This is a genomic window from Kitasatospora sp. GAS1066B (assembly GCF_041262605.1).
Taxonomy (GTDB): Bacteria; Actinomycetota; Actinomycetes; order Streptomycetales; family Streptomycetaceae; genus Kitasatospora.
Genome location: NZ_JBGCCO010000038.1, coordinates 24,321 through 39,856 on the forward strand (window position 1 = coordinate 24,321; position 15,536 = coordinate 39,856).

10 protein-coding genes are annotated in these 15,536 nt (G+C 73.8%); 8 read left to right on the top strand and 2 right to left on the bottom strand.

What is annotated here, in order from left to right; translation table 11 throughout:
* Window positions 1-217 precede the first annotated feature (217 nt).
* Together smc and ftsY are read left to right on the top strand one after the other, a co-directional pair.
* Window positions 218-3,820 (top strand): chromosome segregation protein SMC, encoded by a 3,603-nt coding sequence (gene smc / locus ABH937_RS32165; protein WP_370220253.1) that lies wholly within the window; start codon window positions 218-220, stop codon window positions 3,818-3,820.
* A gap of 48 nt (window positions 3,821-3,868) precedes the next feature.
* Window positions 3,869-5,086 (top strand): signal recognition particle-docking protein FtsY, encoded by a 1,218-nt coding sequence (gene ftsY, locus ABH937_RS32170; RefSeq protein ID WP_280694135.1) that lies wholly within the window; start codon window positions 3,869-3,871, stop codon window positions 5,084-5,086.
* Window positions 5,087-5,219: 133 nt separating this feature from the next.
* Here the strand turns inward: ftsY and ABH937_RS32175 are convergent, their stop codons facing one another.
* On the bottom strand, window positions 5,220-5,948 hold the full coding sequence (locus tag ABH937_RS32175) for a bifunctional DNA primase/polymerase (protein ID WP_280694134.1): 729 nt from the start codon (window positions 5,946-5,948) through the stop codon (window positions 5,220-5,222).
* A 348-nt stretch (window positions 5,949-6,296) separates the two neighbouring features.
* On the opposite strand from ABH937_RS32175, the gene ABH937_RS32180 reads away from it, so the two are divergent.
* The 6 genes from ABH937_RS32180 to ABH937_RS32205 all read left to right on the top strand — a co-directional run bounded on the left by ABH937_RS32180 (window position 6,297) and on the right by ABH937_RS32205 (window position 14,534).
* Window positions 6,297-7,754, top strand: a complete 1,458-nt coding sequence (locus ABH937_RS32180; RefSeq protein WP_280694133.1) for a hypothetical protein — start codon at window positions 6,297-6,299, stop codon at window positions 7,752-7,754.
* Between the two features lie 261 nt (window positions 7,755-8,015).
* Entirely contained in the window at window positions 8,016-9,404 is a 1,389-nt protein-coding gene (locus tag ABH937_RS32185; protein ID WP_280694132.1) for an ammonium transporter, read from the top strand.
* Window positions 9,401-9,739, top strand: coding sequence for a P-II family nitrogen regulator (locus ABH937_RS32190; RefSeq protein ID WP_280694131.1), 339 nt, complete (start codon window positions 9,401-9,403; stop codon window positions 9,737-9,739). The genes ABH937_RS32185 and ABH937_RS32190 overlap by 4 nt, the downstream gene beginning before the upstream one ends.
* Before the next feature lie 70 nt (window positions 9,740-9,809).
* Window positions 9,810-12,248, top strand: coding sequence for a [protein-PII] uridylyltransferase (locus ABH937_RS32195; protein WP_348533713.1), 2,439 nt, complete (start codon window positions 9,810-9,812; stop codon window positions 12,246-12,248).
* A gap of 88 nt (window positions 12,249-12,336) precedes the next feature.
* A complete protein-coding gene (gene ffh / locus ABH937_RS32200) occupies window positions 12,337-13,902 on the top strand; it encodes a signal recognition particle protein (protein WP_280694129.1) in 1,566 nt (521 codons plus the stop codon).
* 98 nt (window positions 13,903-14,000) lie between these two features.
* The gene (locus ABH937_RS32205; protein WP_280694128.1) at window positions 14,001-14,534 is read left to right on the top strand and encodes a GNAT family protein; all 534 of its coding nucleotides are present in this window, start codon (window positions 14,001-14,003) and stop codon (window positions 14,532-14,534) included.
* A gap of 79 nt (window positions 14,535-14,613) precedes the next feature.
* On the opposite strand, the gene ABH937_RS32210 is transcribed toward ABH937_RS32205, so the two are convergent.
* A complete protein-coding gene (locus ABH937_RS32210) occupies window positions 14,614-15,402 on the bottom strand; it encodes a class I SAM-dependent methyltransferase (protein WP_280694127.1) in 789 nt (262 codons plus the stop codon).
* Window positions 15,403-15,536 lie beyond the last annotated feature (134 nt).

Below are 15,536 nucleotides of genomic sequence, written 5' to 3' on the forward strand. Positions count from 1 at the left end.
CCGGCTTTGCCGCGCGCGGATGTTGTCCGCTCCGCCACTGGAGCATCCGTGCTGATCGACTGATCGGACCGGGCGTCCTGCGGCGGGACGCGATCATCAGGGACGCCTTCACCGGCGTCCCTTCGTCGTCTCTCCCCCCGTCACGTTCTGTTTGTCCGATGCTGCCCACGGCCCGCCCTCCCGAAACCGGCGCAGCGGGCGGATACAGTCGATCGCTGTGCACCTCAAGAGTCTGACGCTGCGCGGCTTCAAGTCCTTCGCCTCGGCGACCACCCTGCGCTTCGAGCCGGGCATCACCTGTGTGGTCGGCCCGAACGGCTCGGGCAAGTCCAACGTGGTCGACGCGCTCTCCTGGGTGATGGGCGAGCAGGGGGTCAAATCGCTGCGCGGCGGCAAGATGGAGGACGTCATCTTCGCCGGGACCAGCGGGCGGGCCCCGCTCGGCCGGGCCGAGGTCAGTCTGACCATCGACAACAGTGACGGCGCCCTGCCGATCGACTACGCCGAGGTGACGATCACCCGGACGATGTTCCGCAACGGCGGCAGCGAGTACGCGCTGAACGGCGACACCTGCCGGCTGCTCGACATCCAGGAACTGCTCTCCGACTCCGGCATCGGCCGGGAGATGCACGTGATCGTCGGCCAGGGCCGGCTGGACTCCGTGCTGCACGCCGACCCGATGGGCCGCCGTGCCTTCATCGAGGAGGCCGCCGGCGTGCTCAAGCACCGCAAGCGCAAGGAGAAGGCGCTGCGGAAGCTGGACGCGATGGCCGCCAACCTCAACCGGGTGCAGGACCTGGTGGCCGAGTTGCGCCGCCAGCTCGGCCCGCTCGGCCGGCAGGCCAAGATCGCCAGGCGGGCCGCCGGGATCCAGGCCGAGCTGCGCGACGCCCGGCTGCGGCTGCTCGCCGACGATCTGCTGACGCTGCGTCAGGCCATAAAGGCCGAGGTGGCGGACGAGCTGGCGCTGCGGCTGCGCCAGTCGGCCGTGGAACAGGAACTGCAGCGGGCCCGGCAGCGGGAGGCGGTGCTGGAGGCGCAGGTCGAGCAGCTCGGGCCGCGCCTGGAGGCCAGCCGGCAGGCCTGGTACCAGCTCTCCGCGCTGGTCGAACGCACCAGGGGGACGATCGGCCTGGCCGAGGCCAAGGTCCGGCACGCCGGCAGCGCGGACCAGGCCGAGGAACGGCGCGGTCGCGACCCGGAGGAACTGGCCGCCGAGGCCGAGCGGGTCCGGGCCGAGGAGGCCGCGCTGGCCGAGGCACTGGAGGAGGCCCAGTACGCGCTGGCCGAGGCGGTGGAGACCAGGGCCGCCGCCGAGCGCGCGCTCACCGAGGAGGAGCAGCGGCTCAAGGCGGCCGCCCGAGCGGTGGCGGACCGCCGTGAAGGGCTCGCCCGGCTGCAGGGCCAGGCCGCCGCGGCCGCCTCCCGGGCCGCCGGCGCGCAGGCCGAGATCGAGCGCCTGGCCACCGCCCGGGACGAGGCCGCGCTGCGCGCCGAGGCCGCGCAGGCCGAGTGGGAACTGCTCCAGGAGCAGGTCGCGGGCCTGGAATCCGGCGACGAGCAGCTGGAGGCGGCGCACGAGCAGGCGCGTGAGGCGCTGGCCGGCGCCGAACGGGAGCTGAGCGCGGTCCGCGAGGCCGCGGCCGTCGCGGAGCGGGAGCGCGCCGCCCTGACGGCCCGTCACGAGGCGCTCTCGCTCGGCCTGCGGCGCAAGGACGGCACCGGAGCGCTGCTGGACGGCGCCGAACCGCTGGCCGGCCTGCTCGGCCCGGCGGCCGAGCTGCTCACCGTCACCCCCGGGCACGAGGTGGCGGTGGCCGCCGCGCTCGGCGTGGCGGCCGACGCCGTCGCGGTCGCCGACCCGCAGGCGGCGAGTGCCGCGCTGCGGCTGCTGCGCGAGCGGGACGCGGGCCGTGCGGCGCTGCTGATCGCGGGTGGGCCGGCCGGTTCGGTCGGTGCCGAGCAGCCGGTCGGGCCCGCTCCCGAGGGGGCCCGCTGGGCCGCCGAGCTGGTGGCAGGCCCCGCCGAGCTGCTGCACGCGGTGCGGATCCTGCTGGCCCGCACCGCGGTGGTCGCCGACCTGGACGCCGCCCGCCGGCTGCTCGCCGCCCACCCCGAGCTGACCGCCGTCACCGCCGACGGCGACCTGCTGGCCGCCCACCTCGCCCAGGGCGGCTCGGCCGGACCGCCCAGCCAGCTGGAGACCCAGGCCGCGGTGGACGCGGCGGCGCGCGCGATCGAGGAGCTGACCGGCCGCTGCGCCGAACTGGCCGAGCGGCTCGCCGAGGCCAAGGACCACCGCCGCGAGTGCGCCGAGCAGCTGGACCGGCTGGCCGCCGAGCGCCGCCGGACCGAGAAGCAGCGCGCCGAGGTGGCCGGTTCGCTCGGTCGGCTGGGGGGCCAGGCGCGGGCCGCCGCCGGCGAGGCCGAGCGCGCCGCCGCCGCCGTGCGGCGTGCCGAGGAGGGCCGGGCCGCCGCGGCCGAGGCCGCCGCCGAGCTGGCCGAGCGGCTCGCCGCCGCCGAGGAGCTGGCCGAGGAGCAGTCCGAGGAGCCCGACCCCGCCGAGCGCGACCGGCTGGCCGGGGCCGGGACCGCCGCCCGGCAGGCGGAGCTGGAGGCCCGGCTCGCGGTGCGGACCCACGAGGAGCGGGTCCGCTCGCTCGCCGGCCGGGCCGACGGCCTGGACCGCGCGGCCCGTGCCGAGCGCGAGGCCAGGGCGCGGGCGGCCGAGCGCCGCCGCCACGCCGCGGTGCAGGCCCGGGTGGCGGGGGCGGTCGCGGTCGGCGCCCGGCAGCTGCTCGGCTGCCTCGAGGTCTCGCTGGGCCGGGCGGACGCCGAGCGCACGGCGGTCGAGCGGGCCAGGGCCGAACGGGAGAGCGCGCTGCGCGAGATCCGCGAGCGGGGCCGGGAACTCAAGGACGAGCTGGACAAGCTGGTCGACGCCGGGCACCGGGACGAGGTGCTGCGGGCCGAGAAGCGGCTGCGGATCGAACAACTGGAGGCCCGCGCGCTGGAGGAGTTCGGCATCGAGGGGGAGGAGCTGCTGGCCGGCTTCGGCCCCGACCAGCCGGTGCCCGCGCAGCCGCCCGAGGAGGGAGAGGAGCCGGGGGAGGCCCGCCCGTACGTCCGGGCCGAGCAGGAGAAGCGGCTGCGCGCGGCCGAGAAGGCCTACCAGCAGCTGGGCCGGGTCAACCCGCTGGCGCTGGAGGAGTTCGCCGCGCTGGAGGAGCGCCACCAGTTCCTCGGGGAGCAGCTGGACGACCTCAAGAAGAGCCGGCGCGACCTGCTGGAGATCGTCCGGGACGTGGACCAGCGGGTGGAGCAGCTCTTCGCCGCCGCCTTCCACGACACCGCCGCCCAGTTCGAGGGCGTCTTCTCCCGGCTCTTCCCCGGTGGCGAGGGCCGGCTGGTGCTGACCGACCCGGACAACATGCTCACCACCGGCGTCGAGGTGGAGGCCCGTCCGCCGGGCAAGAAGGTCAAGCGGCTCTCGCTGCTCTCCGGTGGCGAGCGCTCGCTGACCGCGGTGGCCATGCTGGTCGCCATCTTCAAGGCCCGCCCCAGCCCGTTCTACGTGATGGACGAGGTGGAGGCGGCGCTGGACGAGACCAACCTGCGCCGGCTGATCGCGATCATGGAGGAGCTGCGGGACAGCTCGCAGCTGATCGTGATCACCCACCAGAAGCTGACCATGGAGTGCGCCGACGCGCTGTACGGCGTGACCATGAAGGGCGACGGGATCTCCCAGGTGATCAGCCAGCGGCTGCGCGAGGAACACCGGGAGCGGCGGGCGCCGCAGCCGCGGGAGGCAACGGTCTGAGCACGGTTGCCGCCGCTGGGGCCCGGTGTCACCGATACTGGGTGAGTTATGGAATACGTGATCCTTGCCGTAGTCATCGCCGTGGTCGCCATCGGAGCGGTCACCGGCCTCGTCGTCAGCGGCAGACGACGTAAGGAACTGCCCCCGGTCGAGCGCCCGACCACCGTCGCGCCGACGACCCCGAGCGAGCCGCAGGTCGGTGACGAGGCCGCGCCGCCGCGCGAGGCGCCGGTGCAGACCATCGAGGAGGTCCAGCTCCCCGACTCCGTCGAGACAGCGGGGGCCGTCGAGGCGGTCGAGGCCGAGCAGGCCGTCGAGGCGCCCGCCGTCGAGGTGCCGGAGCCGACCGCCGGCCGGCTGGTCCGGCTGCGCTCGCGGCTGTCGCGTTCGCAGAACTCGATCGGCAAGGGCCTGCTGGCCCTGCTCTCCCGGGACCGGCTGGACGAGGACACCTGGGAGGAGATCGAGGAGACCCTGCTCACGGCGGACGTCGGCGTGGCCCCGACCCAGGAGCTGGTCGAACGGCTGCGCACCCGGGTCAAGGTGCTCGGCACCCGCACCCCGGCCGAGCTGCGCGCGCTGCTGCAGGAGGAGCTGGTCGCGCTGATCGGCACCGAGGCCGACCGCACGCTGAAGACCGCCAAGCACGAGGACGGCCGCCCGGCGGTGGTCCTGGTGGTCGGTGTCAACGGCGTCGGCAAGACCACCACCTCCGGCAAGCTCGGCCGGGTGCTGGTGGCCGACGGCCGCACGGTGGTGCTCGGCGCCGCCGACACCTTCCGCGCCGCCGCCGCCGACCAGCTGCAGACCTGGGGCGAGCGGGTCGGTGCGCGCACCGTCCGCGGGCCCGAGGGCGGCGACCCGGCCTCGGTCGCGTTCGACGCGGTCAAGGAGGCGATCGCCGAGGGCGCCGACACCGTGCTGATCGACACCGCGGGCCGGCTGCACACCAAGACCGGCCTGATGGACGAGCTCGGCAAGGTCAAGCGGGTGGTCGAGAAGCACGGCCCGGTGGACGAGGTGCTGCTGGTGCTGGACGCCACCACCGGGCAGAACGGCCTGGTGCAGGCCCGGGTCTTCGCCGAGGTGGTGGACATCACCGGCATCGTGCTGACCAAGCTGGACGGCACCGCGAAGGGCGGCATCGTGGTCGCGGTGCAGCGTGAGCTGGGCGTGCCGGTCAAGCTGATCGGCCTGGGCGAGGGCGCCGACGACCTGGCGCCGTTCGAGCCGGGTGCGTTCGTCGACGCGCTGATTGGCGACTGACCGCCGGTCGGCTCCGCCGGGGCGTCCTTCCCACCGGGGAGGGCGCCCAGTGGTTTTCAGGGCGCCGGTTTTCAGGGCGCCGGGCTTTCAGGCGCCGGGGCCTGAGGGCGCCGGGCTGCTCGTGGCGCCGGTCTCAGGAGGCCAGCCAGGCCGACTGCATCATCGGTTGGGCCGCCACCGCCCGCTCCCGGCCGCGGTGGCAGGCGTAGGCGAGGGTGCCGAGCAGCAGCCGGGCCTCCGGCGGGCGGGCCGCGCTCTCCCGGCAGGGGTGCCGCAGCCAGCGCACCGGCCCCAGGCCCGGCAGCACGGTGGGCGGCGCGGCCAGGTAGGCGCCCTCGCCGTGGCAGCCGAGGTCGAGCGCCGCGTCGTCCCAGCCCATCCGGTAGAGCAGGTCGGGCAGTTTCTCGGCGGTGCCGCGGGCCACGAAGAAGAGCAGCCGGCCGGTCGGCGCCGCGAGCACCGGGCCGACCTGGGTGCCCATCCGCTCCAGCCGGACCAGGGCGCGCAGCCCGGCCGGCTCGGGCACGTCCAGCACGTCGAAGCCGCGGCCGGTCGGTAGCAGCACGCTGGCCTGCGGATCGCCGTCCCACAGCGCGCGGGCTTCGGGCGCGGCGGCGCCGGCGGGCAGTTCGGGACCCGGGGCGCCGAGCGGTGGATGCAGTCCTGGCGCGGCGCAGCGCGGGCGGCCGCAGGCGCAGCCGCCGTCGGGCCGCAGCCGGGCGGCGGACCCGGCGCGAGCCGGCGAGCCGCCGAGGGCGACCGTCCAGCCCCAGCGCCCGGCGTACTCGGCCGCGGCCCGGCACGCAGTGGCGCGGGTACGGCGGCGCGAGCCGAACCTCAGATCGCCGAACAGGTTGTCCATGCCTCCCCCAACAGAATTCGGTTGCCGGCGGTTACGGGATTGTGACGCACCGTCAAATTCTCGCGTCCGGCGTACGTTCTCGCTTGGCGGCGCGCGGCGGGCAGAGCGCGCCGTTGAATGTTTTCGTCGGCCAGGCGGGGCCGGGGCGGGTCCGGCTACCAGTGAAGCGCCGGTGGCGGGCTCGCGGATCCACTGCGGGGGGTGGCGAATGGTGGCGATTCCCGGCGAGCCATCCCCCGGACGGCTCATGGCAGGTTACGTTCAGCACGCGGACCAGGGCATTGGGTGCGCGGGCGGGAAGACGAGCAGACCTCCGAGCGGGGTCGCGCGGACAGGGGTGGACCCTCAATGGCAGAGAAGCAGCCCAACGAGAAACTGACGGCGTGGTTCGCCCGCAGCGGCTGGTCCAAGGGCGAGTTCGCCCGACAGGTCAACCGCCAGGCCCGCACGCTGGGTGCGCACCACGTCAGCACCGACACCTCCCGGGTGCGGCGCTGGCTGGACGGCGAGCAACCGCGCGAGCCGATCCCGAAGATCATGGCGGACCTCTTCTCGGAGCGGTTCGGCTCGGTGGTCGCGGTCGAGGACCTGGGCCTGCGCGCCGCCGTCCCGGTCTCCACGGTGGCCGGCGGCGGGGTCGACCTGCCGTGGAGCGGGCCGCAGACGGTGCAGCTGATCAGCGAGTACTCGCGCAGCGACCTGATGCTCAACCGCCGTGGCTTCCTGGGCACTTCGCTGGCGCTGACGGCCGGCGCCGCACTGATCGAGCCGATGCAGCGCTGGCTCACCCCGGGTCCGGGCGGCTCGCCCACCCCGATCCTGGCGGCGGCCAACGGCGGCGAGCCCTACACCGGGCGGCTTTCCGAGCCGGAGCTCCAGTTGCTCGAGCAGACCACCGTGATGTTCCGCCAGTGGGACGCGCAGAACGGCGGCGGCCTGCGCCGCAAGGCGGTGGTCGGCCAGTTGCACGAGGTCACCGACCTGCTGCAGGAGACCTACCCGCCGCAGGTGACCCAGCGGCTCTTCCGGCTGACCGCCGAACTCGCCCACCTGGCCGGCTGGATGTCCTACGACGTGGGCATGCACCCGAGCGCGCAGAAGTACTACGTGCTGGCGCTGCACGCGGCCAAGGAGGCCGGTGACCGTCCGTTCGGCGCGCTGATCCTCACCGACATGAGCCGCCAGATGATCCACCTGAACCGCGGCGAGGACGCGCTGGAGCTGATCCACCTGGCCCAGTACGGCAGCCGGGACACCGCCCCGCCGCGCCAGCAGGCGCTGCTCTACGCGATGGAGGCGCGGGCGTACTCCAACATCGGCGAGGTCAACCGCTGCGCCCGCGCGGTCCGGCTGGCCGAGGACACCTTCACCGATGCCGGGCCGATCGAGCAGGACCCCAACTGGCTGCGGTTCTTCTCCAAGGCGGAGCTCTACGCGGAGAACGCGCACTCCTTCCGGGACCTCGCCTACCACTCCTCGCGCAGCCCGCGGTACGCCTCGATGGCCGAGCCGGTGATGGCCACCGCAGTGGACCTGTTCCGCGCGGACAAGGAGAACCACACCCGGTCCTACGCCTTCAACCTGGTCGGCATGGCCAGCGTGCACCTGCTGCGCGGCGAGCCGGAGCAGGCCGCTGCGGTGGCCGAGGAGGCGGTGGACATCGCCGGGAAGGTGCGCTCGGAGCGGCTCAACACCCGGGTCCGCAAGACCTCGGCGGCGGCCAGCCGGGACTACCGCTCGGTCGGGGCCGTCAACCGGCTGGCCGAGCTGGTGGTGGATCAGATCCCGGAGTACGAGGCGGTCTGAACGTTCACCCTTTCGGTGGACCCGGGGTGATCGCCTGCGCACCCCGGGTGTTGTGCGGCGGTACGGTACCTCACGGCCTGTCATGGCACGGCCGTAGTTCACGTACCCGTAACCGGTGCGTCGGCGGCGTCACGACGGCGAAACACCGAGCCGCACTGGCCGAAACCCGCTTTCGGCACTCTCCTCTTCATCGCCGACACCCCGGGTGGCACGGGACAGGGATCCCGAGGGTGGCGCGGCGGACATCTGGAGGAGACGCCGATGCCGGACGGCTTCAGCGCGGGCGATACCGCCTTCGTGCTCATCAGTGCGGCCCTGGTCATGTTGATGACCCCGGGCCTGGCCTTCTTCTACGGAGGCATGGTCAGGGTCAAGAGCACGCTCAACATGCTGGTCATGAGCTTCATCGCGCTGGCGATCGTCAGCGTGCTCTGGGTGCTCTACGGCTACACCCTGAGCTTCGGCAAGGACGCCGGCGCCGGCCTGATCGGAAACCTCGACCACCTCGGGATGCGCGGGATCGGTCTGAACGACCTGAACGGCTCGATCCCGGTCACCGCCTTCGCCGCCTTCCAGTTGATGTTCGCGGTGATCACCCCGGCGCTGATCAGCGGCGCGATCGCGGACCGGGCCAAGTTCACCGCCTGGTCGCTGTTCGTGGCGCTCTGGGTGACCGTGGTCTACTTCCCGGTCGCGCACTGGGTCTTCTTCAGCGACAACGGCCACGGCGGCTGGCTGGTCGACCACCTGGGCGTGATCGACTTCGCCGGCGGGACCGCCGTGCACATCAACGCCGGTGTCGCGGGTCTCGCGCTCTGCCTGGTGCTGGGCAAGCGGGTCGGCTTCAAGAAGGACCCGATGCGCCCGCACAGCCTGCCGCTGGTGATGCTCGGCTCCGGGCTGCTCTGGTTCGGCTGGTTCGGCTTCAACGCCGGCTCGGCGCTGGCCGCCAACGGCGTGGCCGGCATGGCCTTCATGAACACCCAGGTCGCCACCGCCGCCGCGATGCTCGGCTGGCTGGCCTACGAGAAGCTCAGGCACGGCGCCTTCACCTCGCTCGGCGCCGCCTCCGGTGCGGTGGCCGGCCTGGTCGCCATCACCCCGGCCTGTGGCTCGGTCTCGATGCTCGGCGCGATCGCCATCGGCTTGATCGCCGGCGCCGTCTGCGCGGCGGCGATCAGCCTCAAGTACCGGCTCGGCTTCGACGACTCGCTCGACGTGGTGGGCGTGCACGCGGTCGGCGGGGCGATCGGCTCGGTGCTGATCGGCCTCTTCGCCACCGGCCACGTGGGCCAGACGGCCAAGGGTCTCTTCTACGGCGGCGGTTTCAGTCAGCTCGGCAAGCAGGCGATCGGCGTGGCCGTGGTCGCGGTCTACTCCTTCGTGCTCTCCTGGTTGCTCGGCCAGGCGATCCAGAAGACGATCGGCTTCCGGGTCGCCGAGGAGGTCGAGCTGGCCGGCATCGACCAGGCCGAACACGCCGAGACCGCCTACGACTTCAGCGCGGTGGGGGCCAGCCTCGCCCGGGCGCTGAGCACTCCTGCGGCCGCCGGGACAGCACCTGGGGCAGCCACTGGGGGATCCGCTGGGACAGCCCCCGGGAAAGTCACTGACAAGAGCTCCGAGAAGACCGAGGTCGACGCCCGATGAAGCTGATCACCGCAGTCGTGAAGCCCCACCAGCTGGAGTCGGTCAAGGACGCGCTGCAGGCCTTCGGAGTCCAGGGCCTGACCGTCACCGAGGCCAGCGGCTACGGCCGCCAGCGCGGTCACACCGAGGTCTACCGGGGCGCGGAGTACACCGTCGACCTGGTGCCGAAGGTCCGGATAGAGGTGCTGGTCGAGGACGCCGACGCCGAGGAAGTGATCGAGGTCCTGGTCAAGTCCGCCCGCACCGGGCGGATCGGCGACGGCAAGGTCTGGAGTGTCCCGGTGGACACCGTGGTCCGGGTACGGACCGGCGAGCGCGGGCCCGACGCGCTCTGACCCTCACGCAGCAGCGGACCCGCGACCAGCCCGTCGCGGGTCCGCTCGCCCGTTCCACGGAGTCGCCGTGATGATTGACTACCAGTCGGCCCGCACCGACCTGTTCACCAACCCCGACCTGGTCGGACGCGAACGCCGCAGCGCGCTGGCCGAGTTGACGGACCGTTGGCTCGCCGCGCTGCTCGCCGCGGCGGGCGGTGACCGGGGCGGCGTCGCGCTGGTCGCCGTCGGCGGCTACGGGCGCGGCGAACTCTCCCCGCGCAGTGACCTGGACCTGCTGCTGCTGCACGACGGCGGCCCGGTCGGTGAGCTGGCCGAGCGGCTCTGGTACCCGGTCTGGGACAGCGGGGTGGGCCTGGACCACGCGGTGCGCAAGCCCGCCGAGGCGCGCGCGGTGGCCGCCGCCGACCTGAAGGCGCAGCTGGGCCTGCTGGACGCCCGGCACATCGCCGGTGACGCCGAGCTGACCGGCGCGCTGCGCTCGGCGGTGCTGGGCGACTGGCGGGCCAAGGCCGCCGAGCGGCTGCCCGAGCTGCGCGCGCTCTGTCGTGAACGGGCCGAGCGGCACGGCCAGTTGGCCTTCCTGCTGGAGCCCGACCTGAAGGAGGCGGCCGGCGGCCTGCGCGACGTGGTCGCGCTCGACGCGATCGCCGCCTCCTGGCTGGCCGACGCGCCCCGGGAGGGCCTGGACGCCGCCCAGCGCCGGCTCAGCGACGTGCGCGACGCGCTGCACCTGGCCACCGGACGGGCCACCGAGCGGCTCGCGTTGCAGGAACAGGACCGGGTGGCCGGCGCCCTCGGCGTGCTGGACGCGGACACCCTGCTGCGCCAGGTCTACCAGGCGGCCCGGACCGTCTCCTACGCGAGCGACGTGACCTGGCGGGCCGTCGACCGGCTGCTGGCGGCGCGCGGCTCCCGCGGCCGGCGTCCGTTCCGCTTCGGCCTGGGCGGCGCGGGCCGGTCGGGCGGCGCGGACGCGGTGGCCCGCGGCCTGGTGGCCCGCCGGCCGCTGGCCGAGGGCGTGGTCGAGCAGGACGGCGAGGCGGTGCTCGCGCAGGGCGCGCGTCCGGCGGCCGACCCCGTGCTGGCGCTGCGCGCGGCGGCCGCCGCCGCGCAGGCCGGGCTGGTGGTCGGGTACGCCACGGTGCGCCGACTGGCCACCGAGACCAAGCCGCTGCCGGTGCCCTGGCCCGACGAGGCGCGCGAGCAGCTGATCACCCTGCTGGGCGCGGGGGAGGCCTGCCTGCCGGTCTGGGAGGCGCTGGAGGCCGAGGGCCTGATCACCCGGCTGCTGCCGGACTGGGAGCGGGTGCGCTGCCGTCCTCAGCGCAACGCGGTGCACACCTGGACGGTGGACCGGCACTTGGTGGAGACCGCGGTGAAGGCCGCCGCGATGACCCGCCGGGTCTCCCGCCCCGACCTGCTGCTGGTCGCCGCGCTGCTGCACGACCTGGGCAAGGGCTGGCCGGGCGACCACTCGCAGGCCGGTGAGGTGATCGTGCGCGACGTGGCCGCCCGGATGGGCTTCGACCAGGACGACACCGAGACCCTGGCGCTGCTGGTGCGCCACCACCTGACGCTGATCGACACCGCGACCCGGCGCGATCCGAACGATCCGGCCACCGTCGAGATGCTCGCCAAGGTGGTCGGCACCGCCCAGCACCTGGAACTGCTGCACGCGCTGACCGAGGCGGACGCCACCGCGACCGGGCCGGCCGCCTGGAGCAGCTGGCGGGCCTCGCTGGTGACCGGGCTGGTGGAGCGGGTGGCCGTGGTGCTGGCCGGGAGTCCGGTCGCCGAACCGCTCGCCGCGGCCTCCGCCGAGGAGGAGCGGCTCGCGGTGGAGGCGGCCCGGACCGGCGAGCCGTCCCTGACGCTGCGTGCCGTGCTGGTCGAGCCGGCCGTGGGCGCGGCCGGTGAGCCGCCCCGGGAGCCGCTGGGCGAGCCGATGGGCGTGGAACTGGCGCTGGCCATCCCGGACCGTCCCGGCCTGCTCGGCACGGTCGCCGGGGTGCTCGCGCTGAACCGGCTCACCGTCCGCTCGCTCACCCTGCGCGAGCTGGACCCGATCGGTGCGGGACCGGTGCTGCTGTTCGCCTGGCGGGTGGCCGCCGAGTTCGGCGAGCTGCCCGAGGCGACCCGGCTCCGCGCCGACCTGCGCCGGGCCCTGGACGGCTCGCTGGACCCCGGCCGCCGGCTGGCCGAGCGCGACGCGGCGGTGCCCCGTCGCCCGGGGATCAGCACCCCGCCGCCGGTGGTCACGGTGGCCCCCGGCGGCGTCTCGGCCACCGCGACCGTCCTGGAGGTGCGCGCGCACGACGCCCCGGGCCTGCTGCACCGGATCGGCCGGGCACTGGACGCGGCGCGGGTGCGGGTGCGCACCGCGCACGTCAGCACGCTGGGGGCGGACGCGGTGGACGCGTTCTACCTCACCGACACCGCGGGCGAACCGCTCGCCGAGGCGGTGGCCCGCAAGGTGGCCGAGGAGGTGCGGCAGGCCTTGTGCTGACCGGGTGGGACCCAAGCCCGGGGCGGCCGGATACCCTGGTGGGCGACGACCGTACTCATACCGATGCCGCAAGGGACCCGCGACCGACGTGTTCGACACTCTTTCCGACCGCCTCGCAGCGACGTTCAAGAACCTCCGGGGCAAGGGCCGCCTCAGTGAGGCGGACATCGACGCCACCGCCCGGGAGATCCGGATCGCCCTGCTGGAGGCGGATGTCGCGCTGCCGGTGGTGCGGGCCTTCATCAAGCAGGTCAAGGAGCGCGCGCTCGGCTCCGAGGTCTCCGGCGCGCTGAACCCGGCGCAGCAGATCATCAAGATCGTCAACGAGGAGCTCGTCAACATCCTCGGTGGCGAGACCCGCCGACTGCGGTACGCCAAGACCGGCCCCACCGTGATCATGCTGGCCGGTCTGCAGGGTGCCGGTAAGACCACGCTGGCCGGGAAGCTCGGCTTCTGGCTGAAGCAGCAGAAGCACACCCCCCTGCTGGTCGCCTGCGACCTGCAGCGCCCGAACGCGGTCACCCAGCTGAACGTGGTGGCCGACCGGGCCGGCGTCGCCTTCTACGGCCCCGAGCCGGGCAACGGCGTCGGTGACCCGGTCAAGGTGGCCGCCGACGCGATCGAGTACGCCAAGCAGAAGCAGTACGACGTCGTCATCGTCGACACCGCGGGGCGCCTGGGCATCGACGCCGAGCTGATGCGGCAGGCCGCCGACATCCGGGCCGCGGTCAACCCGGACGAGGTCCTGTTCGTCGTCGACGCGATGATCGGCCAGGACGCGGTCACCACCGCGCAGGCCTTCCTCGAGGGCGTCGACTTCACCGGTGTGGTGCTCTCCAAGCTGGACGGCGACGCCCGCGGTGGCGCGGCCCTCTCGGTGGCCCACGTCACCGGCCGGCAGATCATGTTCGCCTCCAACGGCGAGAAGGTCGACGACTTCGACGCCTTCCACCCGGACCGGATGGCCTCGCGCATCCTCGGGATGGGCGACATGCTCTCGCTGATCGAGAAGGCCGAGCAGACCTTCTCGCAGGCCGAGGCCGAGAAGATGGCCGCCAAGCTGCAGGGCGGCGGCAAGGACTTCACGCTCGACGACTTCCTGTCCCAGCTGGAGCAGGTCCAGAAGATGGGCTCGATCTCCAAGCTGCTCGGCATGCTGCCGGGCATGGGCCAGATCCGCGACCAGATCAACAACATCGACGACAAGGACGTCAACCGGGTCGGCGCGATCATCAAGTCGATGACCCCGGCCGAGCGGACCGACCCGAAGATGATCAACGGCTCGCGCCGGCTGCGCATCGCCAAGGGTTCGGGCGTCGGCGTGGGTGAGGTCGGCAACCTGGTCGAGCGTTTCTTCGAGGCGCGCAAGATGATGACCGCGATGGCCTCCGGCAAGGGCATCCCGGGCATGCCGGGGATCCCGGGCATGGGTGGCGGCGGCAAGAAGTCGGGCAAGAAGGCGCCGGCCGCCAAGGGCAAGCGCAAGAGCGGCAACCCGCTCAAGCGGGCCCAGGAGGAGGCGGCCGCCGCCGAGCGCCGGGCGCTGGGCCCGGGCGCGGCGCAGGAGCCGGCCCAGGGCGGTGCGTTCGGGCTCGGCGCGGGCAAGGGGCCGAGCGACTTCGAGCTGCCCAAGGAGTTCAAGGACCTGCTCTGAGCGGGACCTGAGCTCGGGAGTCGAGCAGGACGACTCGAGCTGACGAGTCGAAGGGCCGGTCGTGACGACCGGCCCTTCGCATGCCCGATGATGTTGGGATGAGCCGTGTGACCATTCGCGCCCCCAGGCCCTCCGATGCCGTGCTGTACGCCGCGGCGGTGCGGCGCTCCGCCGAGCACATCGGGCGCTGGAACCCGGTGGAGCCGGATGGGCTGCCGGACCTGTTGCAGCGTCAGGGTCCTGGACTGCGCACCTTTCTGATCGTCGACACGGCCGACGGCGGCCTGGTCGGCAAGTGCAACGTGTCCAACATCGTGATGGGCCGCTACTGCAACGCCGCGCTCGGCTACGACAGTTACCTTCCCTACGCGGGCACCGGGCGGATGACCGAGGGCATGCGGCTGGTGCTGGACGCCTGCTTCGCGGACCAGACCGCCGGCGGGCTCGGGCTGCACCGGCTGGAGATCAACGTGCAGCCGGAGAACAAGCGGTCGATCGCGCTGGCGACTCGACTCGGCTTCCGGCACGAGGGGTTCACCCCGCGGATGCTCTTCCTGGCCGGGGCCTGGCGCGACCACGAGCGGTTCGCGCTGACCGCGGAGGAGTGGCGTCCGGCGGGGTCGCCGGCCTAGGGCCTGTCCGGCGGCGTTGCTGATGGACGGGATTGCGCGGACTCCGGACTGAGACCACGTCAGGTCCGCGGCCACTGCGTCAGGTCCGCCGGCCGATCACGTACCGGAAGGTGTTGGCCAGCCAGACCGTGTCATCCGCCCGGGTGAACGGGTGCAGCGCCTCGGCGACCTCCTTGGCCACCGGAGCGGCGCCCGCATATGCGATCGCCGCGTCGAACCAGCCGGTGGCGAGCAGCCCGCGCACCGCGCTGTCCGGGTCGGGGTAGCCGAACGGGCAGGTCACCGTGGAGCTCGCGACCAGCCGCAGACCGGCGCCGGCCAGCAGAGCCGGCAACTCACCCGGCCCGCTGAGCCCGAACGGGTCGGCGACCTTTCGCGGGCCGCCGCGCCGCCGAGCCACCTCCAGCACCGCGGCGCTCTGGCAGTCCTGCTCGGGCCCGAGGGCGGCCAGCGCCACCAGGCCGCCGAGCGGCACCAGGCGGGCCGCCTCCTGGGCCGCCCGCAGCGGCTGCTCGGCCAGCCGTAGCGGTTCGAAGACGGTGACCGCGTCGTGCGCCGTCCGGGTGGCGGGCGCCCCCGCCGTCACCCACAGCCGGCGCGCCCTGGCCAGCTCGCGCAGTTCCGGATCGGGCTCCAGACCGGCCACCCGCGCCCCCCGCCCGGCCGCCAGCAGCAGTGCGAGCCCCGAACGGCAGCCCAGGTCCAGCAGGCTGACGCCCTGGCCGACGGTCAGCCGCTGGTGCACCGCGTCGTACAGCGGGACCAGCGTGCGCTCCTGGATCTCGGCCCAGTCGCGGGCCCGTGCCGCGGGCGTGGGCTGGATCGCCTGGAGCCGTGCTGCCATGGCCGTGCCGTGCGCTGAAGCCATCTGGTGGCCTCCCATCAGGTCCGGTCGGACGTGCTGCGAATGCTCCCCCACTACTGCTCCCCCCACTGTCGACCCCGACTCAAGCGAAGCGCGGCGCGGGCGCGGCGTCCAGAGGAGCACGCCGGTGCACGCGA